The organism is Microtetraspora malaysiensis (assembly GCF_050947145.1).
GTDB classification, from domain to species: domain Bacteria; phylum Actinomycetota; class Actinomycetes; order Streptosporangiales; family Streptosporangiaceae; genus Microtetraspora_A; species Microtetraspora_A malaysiensis.
The window spans coordinates 8,668,713-8,687,362 of record NZ_CP191998.1 but is presented as its reverse complement, the minus strand read 5'-3'; the positions used below and the strand labels follow the sequence as shown (position 1 = coordinate 8,687,362).

15 protein-coding genes and 1 tRNA gene are annotated in these 18,650 nt (G+C 67.6%); 10 read left to right on the top strand and 6 right to left on the bottom strand.

Annotated features, from left to right (window positions below; translation table 11 throughout):
• Nucleotides 1–772: 772 nt before the first annotated feature.
• From ACQP1V_RS40510 to ACQP1V_RS40500, 3 genes are all read right to left on the bottom strand, one after another.
• Nucleotides 773–2,236 carry a trypsin-like serine peptidase gene (locus ACQP1V_RS40510; protein ID WP_433416575.1) on the bottom strand — a complete coding sequence of 488 codons (1,464 nt, stop codon included), beginning with the start codon at nucleotides 2,234–2,236 and terminating at the stop codon, nucleotides 773–775.
• A 562-nt stretch (nucleotides 2,237–2,798) separates the two neighbouring features.
• Nucleotides 2,799–4,289 carry a trypsin-like serine peptidase gene (locus ACQP1V_RS40505; RefSeq protein ID WP_433416572.1) on the bottom strand — a complete coding sequence of 497 codons (1,491 nt, stop codon included), beginning with the start codon at nucleotides 4,287–4,289 and terminating at the stop codon, nucleotides 2,799–2,801.
• A 350-nt stretch (nucleotides 4,290–4,639) separates the two neighbouring features.
• Nucleotides 4,640–5,164 carry a MarR family winged helix-turn-helix transcriptional regulator gene (locus tag ACQP1V_RS40500; protein ID WP_433416569.1) on the bottom strand — a complete coding sequence of 175 codons (525 nt, stop codon included), beginning with the start codon at nucleotides 5,162–5,164 and terminating at the stop codon, nucleotides 4,640–4,642.
• Between the two features lie 79 nt (nucleotides 5,165–5,243).
• On the opposite strand from ACQP1V_RS40500, the gene ACQP1V_RS40495 reads away from it, so the two are divergent.
• The gene (locus ACQP1V_RS40495) at nucleotides 5,244–6,017 is read left to right on the top strand and encodes a trans-aconitate 2-methyltransferase (RefSeq protein ID WP_433416566.1); all 774 of its coding nucleotides are present in this window, start codon (nucleotides 5,244–5,246) and stop codon (nucleotides 6,015–6,017) included.
• A gap of 122 nt (nucleotides 6,018–6,139) precedes the next feature.
• Here ACQP1V_RS40495 and ACQP1V_RS40490 read toward each other — a convergent pair whose 3' ends face one another.
• Both ACQP1V_RS40490 and ACQP1V_RS40485 read right to left on the bottom strand, forming a co-directional pair.
• A complete protein-coding gene (locus ACQP1V_RS40490) occupies nucleotides 6,140–7,144 on the bottom strand; it encodes a TetR family transcriptional regulator (RefSeq protein ID WP_433416563.1) in 1,005 nt (334 codons plus the stop codon).
• A gap of 154 nt (nucleotides 7,145–7,298) precedes the next feature.
• Nucleotides 7,299–8,237 (bottom strand): acyl-CoA desaturase, encoded by a 939-nt coding sequence (locus ACQP1V_RS40485; RefSeq protein WP_433416560.1) that lies wholly within the window; start codon nucleotides 8,235–8,237, stop codon nucleotides 7,299–7,301.
• 687 nt (nucleotides 8,238–8,924) lie between these two features.
• Here ACQP1V_RS40485 and ACQP1V_RS40480 point away from each other — a divergent pair.
• From ACQP1V_RS40480 to pth, 5 genes are all read left to right on the top strand, one after another.
• Nucleotides 8,925–8,997 (top strand) — tRNA-Gln (locus ACQP1V_RS40480).
• Between the two features lie 455 nt (nucleotides 8,998–9,452).
• Nucleotides 9,453–10,901 carry a bifunctional UDP-N-acetylglucosamine diphosphorylase/glucosamine-1-phosphate N-acetyltransferase GlmU gene (gene glmU, locus ACQP1V_RS40475; RefSeq protein WP_387409098.1) on the top strand — a complete coding sequence of 483 codons (1,449 nt, stop codon included), beginning with the start codon at nucleotides 9,453–9,455 and terminating at the stop codon, nucleotides 10,899–10,901.
• Between the two features lie 197 nt (nucleotides 10,902–11,098).
• Complete coding sequence (locus ACQP1V_RS40470; protein WP_433219579.1) at nucleotides 11,099–12,076, top strand: ribose-phosphate diphosphokinase; 978 nt, start codon at nucleotides 11,099–11,101, stop codon at nucleotides 12,074–12,076.
• A 147-nt stretch (nucleotides 12,077–12,223) separates the two neighbouring features.
• Nucleotides 12,224–12,829, top strand: coding sequence for a 50S ribosomal protein L25/general stress protein Ctc (locus tag ACQP1V_RS40465; protein ID WP_433416557.1), 606 nt, complete (start codon nucleotides 12,224–12,226; stop codon nucleotides 12,827–12,829).
• A 70-nt stretch (nucleotides 12,830–12,899) separates the two neighbouring features.
• Nucleotides 12,900–13,502 (top strand): aminoacyl-tRNA hydrolase, encoded by a 603-nt coding sequence (pth, locus tag ACQP1V_RS40460; RefSeq protein ID WP_387409101.1) that lies wholly within the window; start codon nucleotides 12,900–12,902, stop codon nucleotides 13,500–13,502.
• Here the strand turns inward: pth and ACQP1V_RS40455 are convergent.
• Nucleotides 13,486–14,019 carry an exonuclease gene (locus tag ACQP1V_RS40455; RefSeq protein WP_433416554.1) on the bottom strand — a complete coding sequence of 178 codons (534 nt, stop codon included), beginning with the start codon at nucleotides 14,017–14,019 and terminating at the stop codon, nucleotides 13,486–13,488. The two genes, pth and ACQP1V_RS40455, sit on opposite strands and share 17 nt — an antisense overlap.
• A gap of 268 nt (nucleotides 14,020–14,287) precedes the next feature.
• Between ACQP1V_RS40455 and ACQP1V_RS40450 the strand changes: the two genes are divergently transcribed.
• From ACQP1V_RS40450 to cysN, 4 genes are read left to right on the top strand one after another with little or no spacing between them, the layout of a single operon-like run.
• Nucleotides 14,288–15,658 carry a sugar transferase gene (locus ACQP1V_RS40450; RefSeq protein WP_433426114.1) on the top strand — a complete coding sequence of 457 codons (1,371 nt, stop codon included), beginning with the start codon at nucleotides 14,288–14,290 and terminating at the stop codon, nucleotides 15,656–15,658.
• The gene (locus tag ACQP1V_RS40445; RefSeq protein WP_433416551.1) at nucleotides 15,659–16,420 is read left to right on the top strand and encodes a 3'(2'),5'-bisphosphate nucleotidase CysQ; all 762 of its coding nucleotides are present in this window, start codon (nucleotides 15,659–15,661) and stop codon (nucleotides 16,418–16,420) included.
• A gap of 17 nt (nucleotides 16,421–16,437) precedes the next feature.
• A complete protein-coding gene (cysD, locus tag ACQP1V_RS40440) occupies nucleotides 16,438–17,352 on the top strand; it encodes a sulfate adenylyltransferase subunit CysD (protein WP_387409103.1) in 915 nt (304 codons plus the stop codon).
• Nucleotides 17,352–18,614 carry a sulfate adenylyltransferase subunit CysN gene (gene cysN / locus ACQP1V_RS40435; RefSeq protein ID WP_433416548.1) on the top strand — a complete coding sequence of 421 codons (1,263 nt, stop codon included), beginning with the start codon at nucleotides 17,352–17,354 and terminating at the stop codon, nucleotides 18,612–18,614. The genes cysD and cysN overlap by 1 nt, the downstream gene beginning before the upstream one ends.
• The last annotated feature ends 36 nt before the right edge of the window (nucleotides 18,615–18,650 follow it).

Sequence of the window (18,650 nt, the reverse complement as noted above, 5' to 3'; positions counted from 1 at the left end):
GGCAGGGCCTCTTCTTCGCCGGTAAGCGCCGCGTTTGGCCTGGTCCCCGCCCTCATTGGGCTCGCGAATCCAGATGGGAACGGCGTCAATACGGAGGCGGGGTATATGCGGGCCGCCTTCATCGCGGTGTCGCGGCTACGTGGGCGTCAGGTGCCCGTTGCCCGAAGTGCCGTATTTCTGGTCGGCAGGCGGTCGTATACGAATCGGCCCGCGCGGGCGGGTAAACGTAACGCTCGCCTGCTTGCTTCCCAAGAAGGGGAAAAGCCGGAGCGGGGAAGGCCGTGGCCGATAGCGGACAATCCGCCGTATGCCGGTGATCTCCCACGAACATGCGAGATCCGGCGGCGTTCGAGGCGTTCTAGCGAGGACGCATGCGGCCGTCAGCCATTTCGTGGTGTGAGGTGGGACGGATCCGTACCCGGTGGAGGATCTGATCACCGAGGGCTTCATCGCATGGCCGGCGGCAATCGGCCCCGAAAGGGGATTTGAGCGATGTCAAGAGGGCCCACAGATCACCTGAGGCCGCTCGGCGTCCCCGCCGTCCCGTCGGGTTACGGCCGTACGTGCCGCGCGGTCAGGAGCCATGTGGAAAGCCGCGGAGGACGTCCCTCACGGGCCTTGCCGTCCGCCGGCCACCGTTCTGACTCTTCTCTGGCGGGGCACCCCCGTCCGGGGCGCGGAAACGAAAGAAGGGACCCGGCTGGATGCCGGGTCCCTTCTTCGCTGCGGTTGGGCTGAGGGGTTACCTCAGCTCAGATCGTTGACCAGAAGGTCAGACGATCTTGCCCGACCAGAGGTTCTTGGCCGCGTTGTAGACGCCGTACAGCTCACCGTCGAAGTACGGGGAGAAGCTGGTGTCGTAACGGTTGTTGTTGTCGGTGTCGGAGACGCCGATGGTCACACCGTTCAGGTAGCCGACGCGACGGCCGTTGTTGTAGTTCACCAGCCAGGAGGAGCCGATGGCGCCCTCACCGGTGAACGACGACTTGGTGCCGATGAGCTCCTCGCCCTTGATGGCCGGGGCCTGGACCGCGAAGGTCTTGCCGTAGGTCCACTTGAGGGTGTGGCCGGTGAAGGCGTTGTTGCCGTCCGGGTGGACGCCGCTCGGGTAGCCGAACACGAAGACGGGCTTGCCGACCTTCTGGTTGTAGGCCAGACCCTGACCGCCCACGTTGTCGCCGAGGCGACCGACGCTCTTCAGGCCGATCTGGAAGTACTTCCCGGTCACCTTGTAGTCAACGTCGTAATTGATCCAGTAGGTGCGGGCGATGTACTTGCCGTTCGCCTCGAAGTAGAACGTCTTGCCGTCGGCGGAGTCGCCGGCCTTCCAGTCAGCGGGCTTGGTGTCGCTCGTGACGTCGGTGACGCCGGTGCCCTCCTTGAAGGGACCGTTCGCGGTGGCCGTGGGGTTGAGCTTCTTCCAGTCGGTCCGCTTGACGTAGACCTTCTCGGAGCCCGGCGTGCCCTCCTTGACGACCTCGTCGGTCACGACCGGGGTGATCGTGGCGCGGCCGCGGACGGTGGAGGGGGACTTCTCGATGCGGTCCTTGTCGGCCTTGGCCTCGGCCTCGGTCTCCCAGACCTTCTCGTAGTCGCGGTCCTTGTTCACGCTCTCCGGCAGGACGCCGTCGTAGACGGTCACGAACGCGTAGTCGCGGTCGCCGTCCTCGTAGACGTCGTAGTCGTAGTGCGTGAAGGCCTGCTTGCCGACGTAGATGCCCCACGGGGTCTTCTGCTGGTAGTAACCCGGGATGAAGACCCACTTGTCCATCGTCGCGGCGTTGGACTCGGTGTCGTACACGCAGTGGCCGGCGGTGGCGACCAGGTTGCGGTAGTTCGACTGCACCGAGGTGGCCGAGCACCAGTGCGGCTTCTTGTCCGCGCCGATGAAGAACACCTTGCCGGTGGTCTTGGGCAGGTTGACGTTCTTCGACTTCGAGACGGCCTTCTTCTCGTCGCCGATCGCCGGCACGATGCCGGGCTTGCTGTCCGGAGCCGGGCCGCCCTTGGAGACGTGCTTGGCGACGATCTTGGTCTCAACGCCGTAGGGGGTGGCGTTGATCAGGTTGGCCTTGGCCTCGCCGTACCAGAACGCGGCGACCTGACGGGCGGCCTCGTTGGTGCCGGCAAGGGTGTCGGTGGCGACGTCACCGGCGGCCTGGGCGGGAGCGGCCAGGCCGGCGGCCAGGAGGCCGGCGGTGGCAACGAGGCCACCGAAAGCGAAAGTGCGCTTCATGGAGGGGAACTCCTTGGTCTGTCGTGGGACGTCAATTTGCGCCCCATGCGTCAGGAAAGGGATGGCAGGACGCTATCTGAGGGCTCCCTGTGAGGGAAGTCCGGAAAATGTCACGGATTGGTGGAACCGAATCGAGCGGTGGGGGCGTCAGACCCATAGGAATCGTTGTTTTCCCTGATCAACTTGGGCTGATCGACACCCGCTGGAGCCCCAGACCGGCTCGCCGCTTACCGCCCACTGTGAGCTAAATCACAGTCTCTCCCGAAATTTCCCCCTGGCATATCGTCATGTGACGTCGCGATTGTCCGACTTTGCGTGGGAAAAGTGAGATATAGGGCCAAGAGGAATTCAGTGCGGCCCACTGTCCGAAGTGTTGAAGGGGGCGAGCAAGGGTCGCACGCGTGCGCCCCGTTGCACTTTTCGGGGGAGAAGCCGCCCGCGAGTGTCCCGCTGACGCGCTGGGACACGGGAACACAAAAAAGAGACCCGGCTGGATGCCGGGTCTCTTCTTCGCTGCGGTTGGGCTGAGGGGTTACCTCAGCTCAGAACGTTGACCAGAAGGTCAGGCGATCTTGCCGGACCAGGAGGCGGCCGCGGCCTTGTACACACCGTAGGTCTCACCGTCGAAGTACGGGGAGAAGCTGGTGTCGTAACGGTTGTTGCCGGTGGTGTCGGAGACACCGATGGTCACACCGTTCAGGTAGCCGATACGGCGGGCGCTCTGGTAGTTCAGCAGCCAGGACGAGCCGATGGCGCCCTCACCGGTGAACGACGACTTGATGCCCTGCAGCTCCTCGCCCTTGATGGCCGGGGCCTGGACCGCGAAGGTCTTGCCGTAGCTGTACTTGAGGGTCTTGCCGGTGAAGGCGTTGTTGCCGTCCGGGTGGACGCCGCTCGGGTAGCCGAACACGAAGACGGGCTTGCCGAGCTTCTGGTTGTAGGCCAGGCCCTGACCGCCGACGTTGTCACCGAGGCGACCGACGCTCTTCAGGCCGATCTGGAAGGTCTTGCCGACGACCTGGTAGCCGTTGGCAGCCTTGGTCCAGAAGTTCCGCTTGAAGTACTTGAACTCCGGCTTCTCGGGGGCGAAGGTCTGCTTGTCGACCTTCGTCCGGAAGTACAGCGTCTTGCCGTCCCGGCTGACGTAGGAGTCCTTGTCCGAGTGGTACTCCCGGGCGCTGACCTCCCGCGGCTTGCCGGCGATGGTGCCGTCGGCGAACGGGCCGTCGCCGGTGAGGTCCTTGCCCTCGTTCAGGGCCTGGAACTCGGCCACGGTGGCGAGCTTCGCCCGGTGGTCACCCTTGACCTCGACGATGTCGAGCTTGGACCAAACGGTGCTCTTGTCGGCCTGGAGCTTCGCCTTCGCGGCCTCAGCCTCCGCCTTGGTGGCGAAGACGTCGGACCTGTAGTCCTTGTCCGCCGTCGCGCTCTCCGGCAGGACGCCGTCGTAGACGGTCACGAACGCGTAGTCGCGGTCGCCGTCCTCGTAGACGTCGTAGTCGTAGTGCGTGAAGGCCTGCTTGCCGACGTAGATGCCCCACGGCAGCTTGCCCTGGTAGTAACCCGGGATGAACACCCACTTGTCCATCGTGGCGGCGTTTGCACCGGTGTCGTACACGCAGTGGCCGGCGGTCGCGACCACGTTCTTGTACGAGGACTGAACCGAGGTGGCGGAGCACCAGTGCGGCTTCTTGTCCGCGCCGATGAAGAACACCTTGCCGGAGGTCTTCGGCAGGTTGACGTTCTTCGACTTGGCGGCGGCCTTCTTCTCGTCGCCGATCGCCGGCACGACGCCCGGCTTGCTGTCGGCCGACGGCCCGCCCTTGGAGACGTGCTTGGCGACGATCTTGGTCTCAACGCCGTAGGGGGTGGCGTTGAGCAGGTTGGCCTTGGCCTCGCCGAACCAGAACGCAGCCACCTGCTTGGCGGCCATGTTGGTGTTCGCCAGGTTGTCGCTGGACACGGTGTTGGTGGCCTGGGCCGGAGCGGCCAGACCGGCGGCCAGGAGGCCGGCGGTGGCGACGAGGCCACCGAAAGCGAGAGTGCGCTTCATGGAGGGGTTGCTCCTTGGTCTGTCGTGGGACGTCAATTTGCGTCCCATCCGTCAGTAAAGGGATGACAGGGACGTTACCAAGGGGCGGCCGCGATCAAAGCTGAAAAAATCTTGTGAATCGATGGAACCGGATGGATGGTCGGAGCCGTCAGAGATGTAGCCAGCGGTATATCCGCTGATCACCTTACTGTGTCCAGATTTCGACGCCCGTCGCTGCGGCATGCCCATGTCCTTTTCGTGTGACGTAAATCACACTTCTGGGCTGCCATTTCGGCATAATCCATCACATGGCGAATAGAGCGGTTCGTCCGCTTTGTCGTAATAAGTGAGGATTTGTCGACGCAGTAGTTCTAGTGCGCTCCGCCATCCGAGGCGTCGAAAGGGACGAGCAGGGTGTGGAGCAGAGCGGCGAGGGCGCGCTGCTCGCGCTCGCCCAGGCCGGCGAGCAGTTCGCGCTCGCGTCGCAACAGGCCGACGAAGGCCGCGTCCACCCGCTCGAGTCCCAGGGCGGTCAGCCGTACGAGGACGCCGCGCCGGTCCTCCGGGTCAGGGTGTCGCGTGACCAGCCCGGAGGCGGCCAGCCGGTCGATGCGGTTCGTCATCGTTCCCGAGGTGACCAGCGTCGCCCGCAGCAGCGCGCCCGGGCTCAGCTCGTACGGCTTGCCGGAGCGCCGTAGCGCGGTGAGCACGTCGAACTCCCAGGATTCGAGATCGTGCTCGGTGAACGCCGCACGTCGCGCGCGATCGAGGTGGCGGCTGAGCCGTGACACCCGGCTGAGCACTTCGAGGGGGGAGACGTCCAGGTCCGGGCGCTCCTGTCGCCAGGCGGCGACGAGCCGGTCCACCTCGTCTTCGCTGGCGCTGGAATGCGACATGGCGTTGATTTTAGCTCTCTTGACATCGAGAAACCGAGGCGGAGAATATCTCGACATCAAGATAAATTGGAGGATCTTCATGGGATCGGACATTTGGGACCCCGCGGTCTACCGCGCGTACGCCGACGAGCGGTCCCGGCCCTTCCGTGACCTGCTCGCCCGGGTGGCCGCGCGAAATCCCGCGTACGTGGTCGATCTCGGCTGCGGCACCGGGGAGCTGACCGCCGAACTCGCCGGGCGCTGGCCGACCGCGACCGTGCACGGCGTCGACTCCTCCGCCTCGATGATCGAGAAGGCCCCCGGCGGCGAGCGCCTCGGGTTCGAGGTCGCCGACGTGCGCGACTGGCGTCCGTCCCGCCCCGTCGATGTCATCGTGTCGAACGCGGTCCTCCAGTGGGTGCCCGAGCATCGCGAGCTGCTCGCCCGCTGGGTGACCCACCTGACCCCTGACGGATGGCTCGCCTTCCAGGTGCCCGGCAACTTCGACGCGCCCAGCCACACCGTGATCCGCGGGCTCTGCCGTACGCCGGCCTGGCGTGACGAACTGGGAGATCTCGTACGCGACGCGCCGGTCGGCGAACCGGTCGAATACCTGGAACTGCTCGCCGGGCTCGGCTGCGCCGTGGACGCCTGGGAGACCACCTACATCCACGTGCTCCCCGGCGCGGACGCCGTACTCGGCTGGGTCAAGGGGACCGCGCTGCGTCCCATGTTCAACCGGCTCTCCCCGGACCGCCACGCGGCCTTCCTCGCCGAATGCGGACGGCTGCTCGCCGAGGCGTACCCGCGCCGCCCGTACGGCACGGCCTTCCCGTTCCGCCGGATCTTCGTCGTGGCCCGGAAGAAGGAATAGGGACCGGGGGCGCGATCGGCCGAGGGCGTGATGTCACGAACGAGCGCGCGGGAGAAGCTCGCGGGACGTTCAGATGGCCGGTCAGAAGGGCCGGTGGGCGGTCCCCGGCCGAATCAGAGGGCTCAGCTTCCGTCCGCCCGCTCGGGAGCGCCGGCCTTGCTCGCCCGGCGCGCCTGCCGCTCCAGCACCTTCTGCTGCTCGCGCTGGGCCTTCTCCTGCTCCCTGAGTTCGCGTTCGCGGGCCTTTTCGCGTTCTTTCTGTTCGCGTTCGCGAGCTTTCTCCTGCTCGCGCTGGAGCTTCTCCTGCTCCTTGAGCTCGCGTTCGCGGGCCTTTTCGCGTTCTTTCTGTTCGCGTTCGCGGGCCTTCTGCTGCTCGCGCTGGAGCTTCTCCTGCTCCTTCAGATCGCGCTCCCGCACCTTGTCCTGCTCCTTGGCGTCCCGCTCGGCGGGCCGCGCCGTACGGGTGTCCGGGGGAGGGGAGAGCACCAGGCCGCGGGTGGCGGCCGTGAGCTGCGGATTGGGATCGAGACCGGTCAGGCCGTTCCAGGAGAGGTTGACCAGGTGCGCCGCGACCTCCTCGCGGCGGGGCTTGCGCACATCCAGCCACCACTGCCCGGTCAGTGCCGTCATGCCGACCAGCATCTGCGCGTACATCGGCGCGAGCTTCGGGTCGTAGCCGCGCTCCTTGAACTCGTCGGCCAGCACGTCCTCGACCTGGCTGGCGATGTCGCTGATCAGGCTCGCGAACGTGCCCGTCCCGGACGCGGCGTGCGAGTCGCGGACCAGGATGCGGAAACCTTCGCTGCTCTCCTCGATGTACTGGAGGAGGGCGAGGGCCGCCCGCTCCAGCTTGACCAGCGCGTGCGAGGCCGACAGCGCCTGCGTGACCAGGGTCAGCAGCCGCTGCATCTCCCGGTCGATGACGACGGCGTAGATGCCCTCCTTGCCGCCGAAGTGTTCGTAGACGACGGGCTTGGAAACCTTGGCGCTCGCCGCGATCTCCTCGACCGAGGTTCCGTCGAAGCCCTTCTCGGCGAAGAGCGCGCGGCCGATCTGGATCAACTGCTCGCGTCGCTCCGCGCCCGTCATACGTCGTCGAGATCGGGAGGAGTCGTTCACACGTCCCATCATGGCCTGTTTAGGTGCGTTGCCGGATTCCGGCTTCGCCGTCGCCTTGCCGTTCGGCGGGGCCGGTCGCGTCCGTACGGCTGTCGCCGGCGCCTGCGCGGAGGCGAGGGGCCGGGCGACAGCCGATGCGTGTGGAGAGGGGGTATCGGCGGGATCACCCAAGTCGTTTCGCCGCCAGCCGCTCCTCATTGGGCCAGCGCACATCGTGGGCCCATCCGGCCTTCTCGAACCAGCGGATCAGGCCCGCGCTGAGGTCGATCTGCCCCTTGAGCACGCCGTGCCTGGCGCAGGTGGGGTCGGAGTGGTGCAGGTTGTGCCAGGACTCGCCGAACGACGGGATCGCCAGCCACCACACGTTGCGCGACTTGTCGCGGACCTCGAACGCCTCCTCGCCGAAGACGTGGCAGATCGAGTTGATCGACCAGGTGACGTGGTGGAGCAGGCCGATCCGGATCAGGGTGCCCCAGAAGAACGCGGTGAGCGCTCCCTGCCAGGACCAGGTCACCAGCCCGCCGAGCACCGGCGGCAGCAGCATCGATGTGGCGGCGAGCGCCGGGAACCACCGGTGCAGCTTCATGATGTCCGGGTCCTTGACCAGGTCCGGAGCGTACTTCGCACGGTTGGTGCGCTCGGATTCGAACAGCCAGCCCATGTGCGCGTAGAGCAGCCCCTTGGACATGGACTTGAAGCCGGGGCCGAACCGCCACGGCGAGTGCGGGTCGCCCTCCTTGTCGGAGAACTTGTGGTGCTTGCGGTGGGTGGCGACCCAGTCGAGCACGGACATCTCGAGCGAGAGGCTGCCGGCGATCCCCAGGATGAGTTTCATCGTCCGCGTGGCCTTGAACGAGCCGTGCGTGAAGTAGCGGTGGTAGCCCACTGTTACTCCGAGGCCGGACACGACGTAGAAGACCGCGAAGATCGCAACATCGCTCCAGCCCAGACCCCATCCCCAGGCGAACGGCACGGCGGCGATCACGGCGAGGATGGGAGCCCCGACGACGATGCCGAAGGTGATCAGTTCGGCTCTGGTTTTCGGTTCCGGCTCGAACTCCGGCTTGGGCTGCCGTGCAGGACGCTCGGTGAGGACAGTCATGGGCTACCTCGCGAAGAAGTGGGGAAGATGTCCGGCTACGCCACCGTAACCTACGCCATCGTAAGTTAGGACTTTCGAGGCGGCGAATGTAGGGAAGGTGACTCAATCCGACCCCAACTCGTGGTGCATCCACGCCTTGTGAAAGTGCCATTAGATCTGCTAAAAGCATGCGCCCGCGGCGGTCGGGAGGCCAGGGTGCCGGGACAACCTTTGTCGCAGGTTGGATGCCCTCTGGCCGTGTTCCCGGAAGTGTACGTGTGTGCGATGGGTATTCGAATTGTGGCAATAGGTAATCAGAACTAACGTTCTATCCATGACGAGAACCCCTCGGCAGCTCGCCCGGTTTGAGGCGCTTCGCGGTCAAGCCGTCGCCCTCAGGGCGTCCGGCAAGTCCCGCGCCAGATCAAGGACCTCCTCGGCATCGGCAGCGACGGCACTCTCAACGAGTTGCTCCGGGATGCGATCCCGCCCGAATCCCCGCTGCGGGCCAACGCCAAGGACGGCAACGTCGGAGTGGACTGTCACGGCTGTCTCCGGGTTGAGGTCCGCCGTGGTGCCCGGCTCCACCGAAAGATCGAGGCATGGATCGAAGGGATCTTTCGTGCCGCATCAATCGAATCGGCAGAGCCTGCCCTCGATCGGTAAGCTAGGGCGAGGCTCCGAACCTTCACCCAGGGTTCGCGACCATCCCGGGTCGTCTAACCAGGCAGGACAACGTCTTTTGGTGTCGTTTGTAGGGGTTCGAATCCTCTCCCGGGAGCAGTAATAACAGGTTCGAAGCCTGGTCCGGTGAATCCGGGCCAGGCTTCTGCTTTTCGGCCGCCCTACGGTCCCCATGGGTGGGTGTGTGGGCGGGGGAGCCGAGGGCTCGTCCACTCGGTCGGTCCGCGGAGGACCGGCATCCCTGTTGTGGTGATTTCGGCTGATCAGGCGGGTCTTGTGGTCACTGTCCGGAGTGTCCGGCAACGTGAATATCGAGATCGCCGGCCCGATGCGGCCATCCGGGCGCTCCGCGCCACCCCGCGAGGGGTGTTCCGCGGTCACGCTGAGTGACCGTCGTGAGGGGTTGCGTTCCAGGTGGGGGCTGGATTCCGCCCTGGGGGCGCCAGGTAAGCTCACCTTGTCGAGTGGGTGACCGTGCGACGCCTCGGCGGTAGCCGTACGTGATCCTCAGGCCGACCTGTTTCAATCGCGGATCCGAGGGAGCCCCCGCAAGTGAGTGTGCCGCGCCCTGCCGCTGTCATCGTCCTCGCCGCGGGCGAGGGAACCCGGATGAAGTCGAGAACCCCCAAGGTCCTCCACGAGCTGTGCGGTCGCGCCCTGGTCGACCACATGCTCGGCGCGGCGCGAGGGCTGCGGCCCGAGCGCCTGATCGTCGTGGTCGGCCACGCCCGCGAGCGGGTCGAGGCCCATCTGGCCGAGAGCGCGCCGGACGTGCTGACGGTCGTCCAGTCCCGGCAGAACGGCACGGGCCACGCGGTGCGCACCGTCCTGGAGGCGGTGGGCACGATCAACGGCACGGTCCTCGTCACGTACGGCGACACGCCGCTGCTGCGTGAGGAGACCCTGCGCGAGCTGGTGGAGCGGCACGCCGGGGACGGCAACGCGGTCACCGTGCTGACGGCCGTGGTGCCCGACCCGACGGGGTACGGCCGGATCATCCGCGACTCCACCGGAGCGGTCCTGGAGATCGTCGAGGAGAAGGACGCCACGCCCGAACAGCGGGCGGTCGCCGAGATGAACTCGGGCGTCTACGCGTTCGACGGGCTGCTGCTCGCGGACGCGGTCAAGCGGGTGGGGGTGGCCAACGCCCAGGGCGAGGAGTACCTCACCGACGTGTTGTCGATCCTCCGTGAGGACGGCCACCGGGTGGGCGCGCACATCGCGGCCGACTACGTCGAGGTCGAGGGCGTCAACGACCGGGTCCAGCTCTCCTTCGCCCGCCGGGTGCTCAACGACCGCATCCTCAGGGACCACATGCGCGCGGGCGTCACGATCGTCGACCCGTCCAGCACGTGGATCGACGCCGGGGTGGTGATCGAGCCCGACGCGGTGATCCATCCGGACACCCAGCTCCACGGCGCGACGTCGGTGGGTGCCGGCGCGGCCGTCGGTCCGGCGAGCACCCTGACGGACACCGTCGTCGGCGAGGACGCCGTGGTGCGCAACGCGGTCTGCGAGGGCGCGGAGATCGGCGCGCAGGCGTCGGTCGGCCCGTACGCGTACCTGCGTCCCGGCACGCGTCTCGGCCGCAAGGGGAAGATCGGGACGTACGTCGAGACCAAGAACGCGTCGATCGGCGAGGGCAGCAAGGTGCCGCACCTGACCTATGTCGGGGACGCCACCATCGGCAGCGGGTCCAACATCGGCGCCGCGTGCGTGTTCGTGAACTACGACGGCGTCGAGAAGCACCACACGGTGGTGGGCGACCACGCGCGCGTGGGCAGCGACAACATGCTGGTCGCTCCGGTGCGGGTGGGCGACGGCGCCTACACGGCGGCCGGTTCTGTGATCACCAATGACGTCCCGCCCGGGGCCATGGCGGTGGCCCGGGGCAGGCAGCGCAATATCGAAGGGTGGGTCACGCGCCGCCGCGCGGGGACCTCTTCGGCCGAGGCCGCCCGGCTCGCGCTGGCGGCTCAGGAAGAGGCCGGCCAGGAATAGCCACACACGGGGCGGCGCGAGGGCCGTCCGCAGCAGTCAGCAGCAAGAGTTCGAGGCGCGGGAGACCGCGTAACTTCCCGAGGGGAATCAGCCGCCGTGGGCGTGCACAGCGAGCGAGCAAGGGGGCACAGCGAGGTGCCGCGGGTACGGATGACCGGTTGCCGGATGACGGCCGCGTGTTCGGCGAGGAGAGCGTCGTGAGTGGAAAGAAGACGGCGGGCGAGCGGAACCTGATGTTCTTCTCGGGCCGGGCGTTCCCTGAGCTGGCCGAGGAGGTGGCGTCGAACCTGGGGGTGGAGATCACCCCGACGGCGCTGCGCGACTTCGCCAACGGTGAGATCTACGTTCGCTATCTGGAGTCGGTCCGGGGTTGCGACGCGTTCGTGATGCAGTGCCACACCGCTCCGATCAATAAGTGGATCATGGAGCAGCTCATCATGGTCGACGCCCTGAAGCGGGCCTCGGCCAAGCGCATCACCGTGATCCTGCCGTTCTTCGGGTACGCCCGGCAGGACAAGAAGGGCCGGGGCCGCGAGCCGATCACGGCGCGGCTGATGGCCGACCTGTTCAAGCAGGCGGGCGCCGACCGGTTGATGTCGATCGATCTGCACACTTCGCAGATCCAGGGCTTCTTCGACGGCCCGGTGGACCACCTGTTCGCGTCGCCGGTGCTGATCGACTATCTGCGGGACAAGCTCGACCCGGCGACCACGACGATCGTCTCGCCGGACACCGGCCGGGTGCGGCTGGCCGAGCGCTGGTCGGACGCCCTGGGCACCCAGGTGGCGTTCATCCACAAGCGCCGGGACCTGGACGTGGCGAACCAGGTCAAGGTGCACGAGGTGGTCGGCCGGGTCAAGGGGCGCACCTGCGTCCTGATCGACGACATGATCGACACCGGTGGCTCGATCTGCAAGGCCGCGGACGCGCTGTACGAGCACGGCGCGACGGACGTGGTCGTCGCGGCGACGCACGCGGTGTTCTCCGACCCGGCGGTGGACCGGCTGAAGAACTCTCGGATCTCCGAGGTGGTCGTCACCAACACGCTGCCGCTGGCGGAGGACAAGCGGTTCGACAGCCTGACGGTGCTGTCGATCGCGCCGCTGCTCGCCCGGGCCATCGAGCAGGTCTTCACGGACGGCTCGGTGACCAGCCTCTTCGAGGGCGAGAGCTGATCGCCTCCTGACGGGCCGGCCCCCGCCGAAGGAGTGGTGGGGGCCGCGATTCGGGTAGGCTGCACAAGTTGCGCTCGTAACGCCTTCCGCTAGGGCGGGTGAGGGGGAGCGCGCCATCCGTAGACGATCATCCCTAGGAGATGTGCCGTGTCCGAGGTTCTCATCGCCGCCGAGCTCCGCACCGAGTTCGGCAAGGGCGCCGCTCGCAAGATCCGCCGCGCCAACAAGGTTCCCGCTGTCCTGTACGGCCACGGCACGGAGCCGCGGCACCTGACCCTGCCGGGTCACGAGCTGCTGCTGGCCCTGCGCACCGCCAACGTGCTGATCCACGTCCAGGGCGACGGCGTCGACGAGCTGGTGCTGCCCAAGGGCGTCCAGCGTGACCCGATCAAGGGCTTCGTCGAGCACGTCGACCTGCTGCTGGTCAAGCGCGGCGAGAAGGTCATCGTCGAGATCCCGGTCACCGTGGCCGGTGAGGTCATCGGCGGCGCCCTCGTCGACCAGCAGCTCGTGACGGTCTCGGTCGAGGCCGAGGCGACCCACATCCCGTCCGGCGTCGAGGTCGACGTCGACGGCAAGGACGTCGGCTTCGTGGTGACCGCGGGCGACCTGCAGCTGCCGAACGGCGTCACCCTCGCGGGCGACCCGGAGGCGCTGGTGCTGCACGTCGTCGCGCCGCAGGCGGCCGCGCTGCCGGCCGAGGGTGAGGAGGCCGCCGAGGGCGAGGCCCCGGCCGAGGCTGCCGCCGAGTAAGGAACGTTTCGCGGGAGAGGGTCCTCCACAGGATGTCCTGTGGGGGACTTCTCCATATAAGGAGACGGTGATGGAGGATCAGCGCTGGCTGGTCGTCGGCCTGGGCAACCCGGGGCCGGATTACGCCGGGAACCGGCACAACGCGGGTTTCATGGTGCTGGACGAGCTGGCCGCGCGGGCCGGTGGCCGGTTCAAGGTGCACAGGTCGCGCGCGGAGATCGTCGAGGGGCGGCTGGCGGGGGTGCCCGCGGTGCTGGCGAAGCCGCTGTCGTTCATGAACCTGTCCGGCGGCCCGGTGAAGGCGCTGGCCGACTTCTACAAGGTGACCCCGGCGCACGTGGTCGTGGTCCATGACGAGCTGGACATCCCGTACGGCGCCCTGCGGGCGAAGCTGGGCGGCGGTGACAACGGGCACAACGGCCTGAAGTCGATCACGAAGTCGCTGGCGACGCGTGACTACCTGCGGATCAGGTTCGGCATCGGCCGGCCTCCGGGGCGGATGGATGCTGCGGCGTTCGTGCTGAAGGACTTCGCGACGGTGGAGCGCAAGGATCTGCCGTTCCTGGTGGACCGGGCGGCGGACATGGTGGAGTCGCTGGTCAGGGCGGGGCTGGAGGCCACGCAGAACGCGTTCCACGCGGCCGATCTGAACCCGGTCAAGCCTCCTCGGTGACGGGGTGCGCGGCGGCGGAGCGCTCGCCGCCGCGCCAGAGCATGAGGTTCTGGAAGAGCTCGGCCTGCTCCATGGCGTCGTCGAGGGCGTGGTGGGTGTGCCGGCGGGTGGATCGCACCTCGCGAGGCATCTGCCGTTTTGTGGACCAGGCGACGGGGACGCCGGCTTTGGCGGCGTAGAGCGTCTTGATGTCGATGCACCGGGAATGCCCGAACGGCGATTGCCCGGTGAATTTCATGAAATACCAGTAAATCCACATCCAGTCGTAGGAGAGCGGGAACGCGGCCAGGACGGGCAGCGTGTTCCCGCAGACCTCGGCGATCCAGGCGGCGGCGGCGTTCATCGCCTCGGCCGGGAGCCGGCCCTCCCGGAGCAGCACGTCGCGGTCGAGGCCGCTCACGGCGAGGGCGGCGGGGTCGTAGTCGTCGCTGATCGGGCGCAGTTCGGCGTAGAACGTCGCCGCGTCCGGCGCGCACCTCTCGAACGTCCTCCCCTTCATCCGCCCGGCGACTGTCATGCCGAAACTCACCATTGAATACGGGCCGGGAATGGGGCCGTCAGCTTCGATATCGACGGATATATACGTTTCGGCTTTCACGGATTCTCCTCAAGCGTGGCCATACGGCAGATAGCATTCCGTCACTCTAGGTATGCGTTCGGTGACGGACTGATCACGGTGGGGGCGAGGCGTGCAGGAGGGCGAGCTGGCGGCGGCCGTGGGCGCGCCGGGTAACGCGCCGGGGAGGTCGTCGGCCTCTCCCGTCCCGCGGCCGCCGAGATGGGCCCTGCGGTACCGGTTCCACGCGGCCCTCCTCGACGTCGGCTGCGCCCTCCTCGCCGGGGCCGCCGCGATGGCGGCCCGGTTCGGCGAGGTTACTCCGTACGTCACCCCCTATGTCGTGATGAGCGGGCTACTGCCGCTGTTGTGGATGTGCTCGGTCGGCATAAACCGGGCGTACGAGCCGCGCCTGATCGGGGTGGGGTCGGAGGAGTTCCGCCGCATCGCCCAGTCGGGCTTCACGCTGATCGCCGCCGTCGCGATCGCCGCGTACGTGACGAAGACCGACGTGGCCCGCGGCTATGTGGTGCTCGCCCTGCCCACGATGACGGGGCTCACCCTCTGCGCCCGGTACGTGCTGCGGCGCAGGCTGCATCGCCGTTGGGCGAGGGGCGGCTGTATGCGCAGGGTCGTGGCCGTCGGCCACCGGGCCGCGATCACCGACCTGACCCGGCGGTTCCGGCGCGAGCGCTACCACGGGATGGAGATCGTCGCGGCCTGCGTGCCGTATGACGCGTTCGGCGAGGTGGAGGGCGTGCCGGTGCTCGGCGACTTCACCGACGTCCCGCTGGTGGTGGAGCAGGCGGAGGCGGACACGGTGGCGGTGCTGGCCTGCCCCGAGCTGGACGGCACGGCGCTGCGGCGGCTGGCGTGGCGGCTGGAGCGCAGCCGGACCGATCTTGTGGTCGCGCCCGCGCTGATGGAGGTGGCGGGCCCGCGCACCACGATCCGTCCGGTGGCCGGGCTGCCATTGCTTCACGTGGAACATCCGGAACTGGCCGGAATCCGGCAACTCATCAAGAACGTCTTCGACCGGGTGGTGGCGGGGACGGCGCTCGTCGTGCTGTCCCCACTGCTGATCGCCGTCGCGGTCGCCGTACGCGTGATGAGCCCGGGGCCGGCGCTGTTCCGCCAGACGCGGGTCGGCAAGGACGGCGTCGAGTTCACCATCCTGAAGTTCCGCACGATGTGGCAGGACGCGGAGGCGCGCAAGGTCGATCTGGTCAGCGACGCGGGCGGGGTGCTGTTCAAGATTCGTCGGGACCCGCGGGTCACGCCGATGGGGAGTTGGCTGCGCCGCCGCTCTCTTGACGAGCTGCCCCAGTTGATCAACGTTGTGAAGGGACACATGTCGCTCGTGGGGCCGCGACCGCCGTTGCCGGAGGAGGTCGCGCGGTACCGTGACGACGTCCGGAGGCGGCTCGTGGTGCGCCCGGGCATGACGGGCCTGTGGCAGGTGAACGGGCGATCGGACCTGTCGTGGGAGGAATCGGTGCGGCTTGACCTGCGTTACGTCGAGAGCTGGTCTCTCATGCTGGATCTGCAGATCCTGTGGAAGACGTGGTCGGCCGTGATACGCGGGGCGGGAGCTTACTGAATGGCGATGCGGGACGACCACAACCTGGCGGGCGAGCTGGCGTCGGAGGCGGGTGAACTGCTGCTGCGGCTGCGCGCCGAGCGGGGTTTCGCCGATCCGAAGGCGTTGAAGGACGCGGGAGACCGCGGGGCGCACGACTATCTGATGGAGGCGCTGCGGCGGCTCCGACCGGACGACGCCGTCCTGTCGGAGGAGGCCACGCGCGAGGAGCGGCTGGACCCCCGGAGGCTCTCGGCCGAGCGGGTGTGGATCGTCGATCCCCTGGACGGCACCCGCGAGTTCGCCGAGGAGGGCCGCTCCGACTGGGCCGTCCACGTGGCGCTGTGGGAGCGTGGCACGCTGACGGCGGGCGCGGTGGCGCTGCCGGCGCAGGGCCGGACGCTCACCACCGCCGAGCCGCCCACACTGCCGGACCGGCGGGGGCGCTTCCGCATCGCGGTCAGCCGGACCCGGCCGCCGGAGTTCGTGGCGAAGCTGGCGCACGAGCTGGGCGCCGAACTGGTGCCGATCGGCTCGGCCGGAGCCAAGATCGCGGCGGTGCTGACGGGCGAGGTCGAGGCGTACGTCCACGCGGGCGGTCAGTACGAATGGGACTCGGCCGCGCCGGTCGCGGTCGCGCTGGCGGCCGGGGCGCACGCGAGCCGGATTGACGGCTCGCCGCTCGTGTACAACCAAGCGGACCCCTTCTTGCCAGATATCCTGGTCTCCCTATCGGATGTGGCGCCAACGTTGCTCGCCGGCATCCGTGACCTGCACCGCTAGCCGTCGAAGGAATCCCTATGCTTCAGCGCGACTACACGACGTCGCAGCTCGACGTCCTGGAGGCCGAGGCGATCCACATCATGCGTGAGGTCGCGGCAGAATTCGAGCGCCCCTGTCTGCTCTTCTCCGGTGGCAAGGACTCCATCGTGATGCTCCGCGTCGCCGAGAAGGCGTTCTGGCCGGCGCCGATCCCGTTCCCTCTCATGCACGTGGACACCGGGCACAACTTCTCGGAGGTCATCGAGTTCCGCGACCGGCGCGCCGTCGAGCTGAACGCCCGGCTCGTGGTGGCCAGCGTGCAGGCGTCGATCGACGCCGGGCGGGTGGCCGAGGAGACCGGGCGGCGCGCCTCGCGCAACCGGTTGCAGACCACCACCCTGCTGGACGCCATCGAGGAACACGAGTTCGACGCCGTGTTCGGCGGCGCCCGGCGTGACGAGGAGAAGGCCCGCGCGAAGGAGCGGGTCTTCTCCTTCCGTGACGACTTCGGCCAGTGGGACCCGAAGAACCAGCGCCCCGAGCTGTGGAACCTGTACAACTCGAAGATCCGCAAGGGGGAGCACATTCGGGTGTTCCCGCTGTCGAACTGGACCGAGCTGGACATCTGGGACTACATCCGGCGTGAGGGGATCGAGATCCCGTCCATCTACTTCGCGCACACCCGCAGCGTGTTCGAGCGGGACGGCATGCTGCTCCCGGACCACGAGGTGGTGCGGCGCGACGAGGACGAGCCGCTGTTCGAGGCCACCGTCCGGTACCGCACGGTCGGTGACATGACGTGCACCGGCGCCGTGGCGTCGAACGCCGTGACGGTCGAGCAGATCATCGAGGAGATCGCGGTGACGCGGCTCACCGAGCGCGGCGCGACGCGCGCCGACGACCGGGCATCGGAGGCCGCGATGGAGGACCGCAAGAAGGAAGGCTACTTCTAATGGACATCCTTCGTTTCGCCACCGCGGGTTCGGTCGATGACGGCAAGTCCACGCTGATCGGGCGGCTGCTGTTCGACTCCAAGGCGATCTTCGAGGACCAGTTGGAGGCGGTCGAGCGGACCTCGCGCGATCGCGGCACCGAGTACACGGACCTGTCGCTGCTCACCGACGGCCTGCGCGCCGAGCGGGAGCAGGGCATCACGATCGACGTCGCGTACCGCTATTTCGCGACGCCGAAGCGGAAGTTCATCATCGCCGACACCCCCGGGCACATCCAGTACACCCGGAACATGGTGACCGGAGCCTCCACCGCCGACCTGGCGATCATCCTGATCGACGCGCGCAAGGGCGTGCTGGAGCAGTCGCGGCGGCACGCGTTCCTGACGACGCTGCTGCGGGTGCCGCACCTGGTCCTCGCGGTGAACAAGATGGACCTGGTCGACTACGCCGAGGAGCGGTTCGAGGAGATCCGTGAGGAGTTCACCTCCTTCGCGTCCAAGCTGAACGCGGCGGACCTCACATTCATCCCGATCTCGGCGCTGCACGGCGACAACGTGGTCTCCCGCTCGGAGAACATGCCGTGGTACCAGGGGTCCTCGCTGCTGCACCACCTGGAGAACGTGCACATCGCCTCCGACCGGAACCTGGTGGACGTGCGTTTCCCCGTGCAGTACGTCATCCGGCCGCACAACGCGACCAGCCAGGAGCTGCACGACTACCGCGGATACGCCGGCCAGGTGGCCGGCGGCGTGCTGAAGCCGGGCGACGAGGTCACCCACCTGCCGTCGGGGCTGTCCACCCGGATCTCGGCGATCGACACGTTCGACGGGCCGGTGGAGGAGGCGTTCCCGCCCATGTCGGTCACCCTCCGGCTGGAGGACGACATCGACATCTCGCGCGGCGACCTGATCTGCCGGCCGAACAACCAGCCGAACGCCGCCCAGGAGATCGAGGCGATGGTGTGCTGGATGGCCGACACCACGAAGCTGCAGCCCCGGTCCAAGCTGATCATCAAGCACACGACGCGCACGGCGCGGGCCCTGGTGCGCGACCTGCAGTACCGGCTTGACGTCAACACGCTGCACCGGGACGAGTCGGCGACGGCGCTCGGCCTCAACGAGATCGGCCGGGTGTCCCTGCGCGTCACCCAGCCGCTGTTCGTGGACGACTACGCGCGCAACCGGCTCACCGGCGGCTTCATCCTCATCGACGAGGCCACGAACGGCACGGTCGGCGCGGGCATGATCGTCGACGCCCGATAGATCCTTCGCCGTTCCGTGAACGGATAATTACCCAAA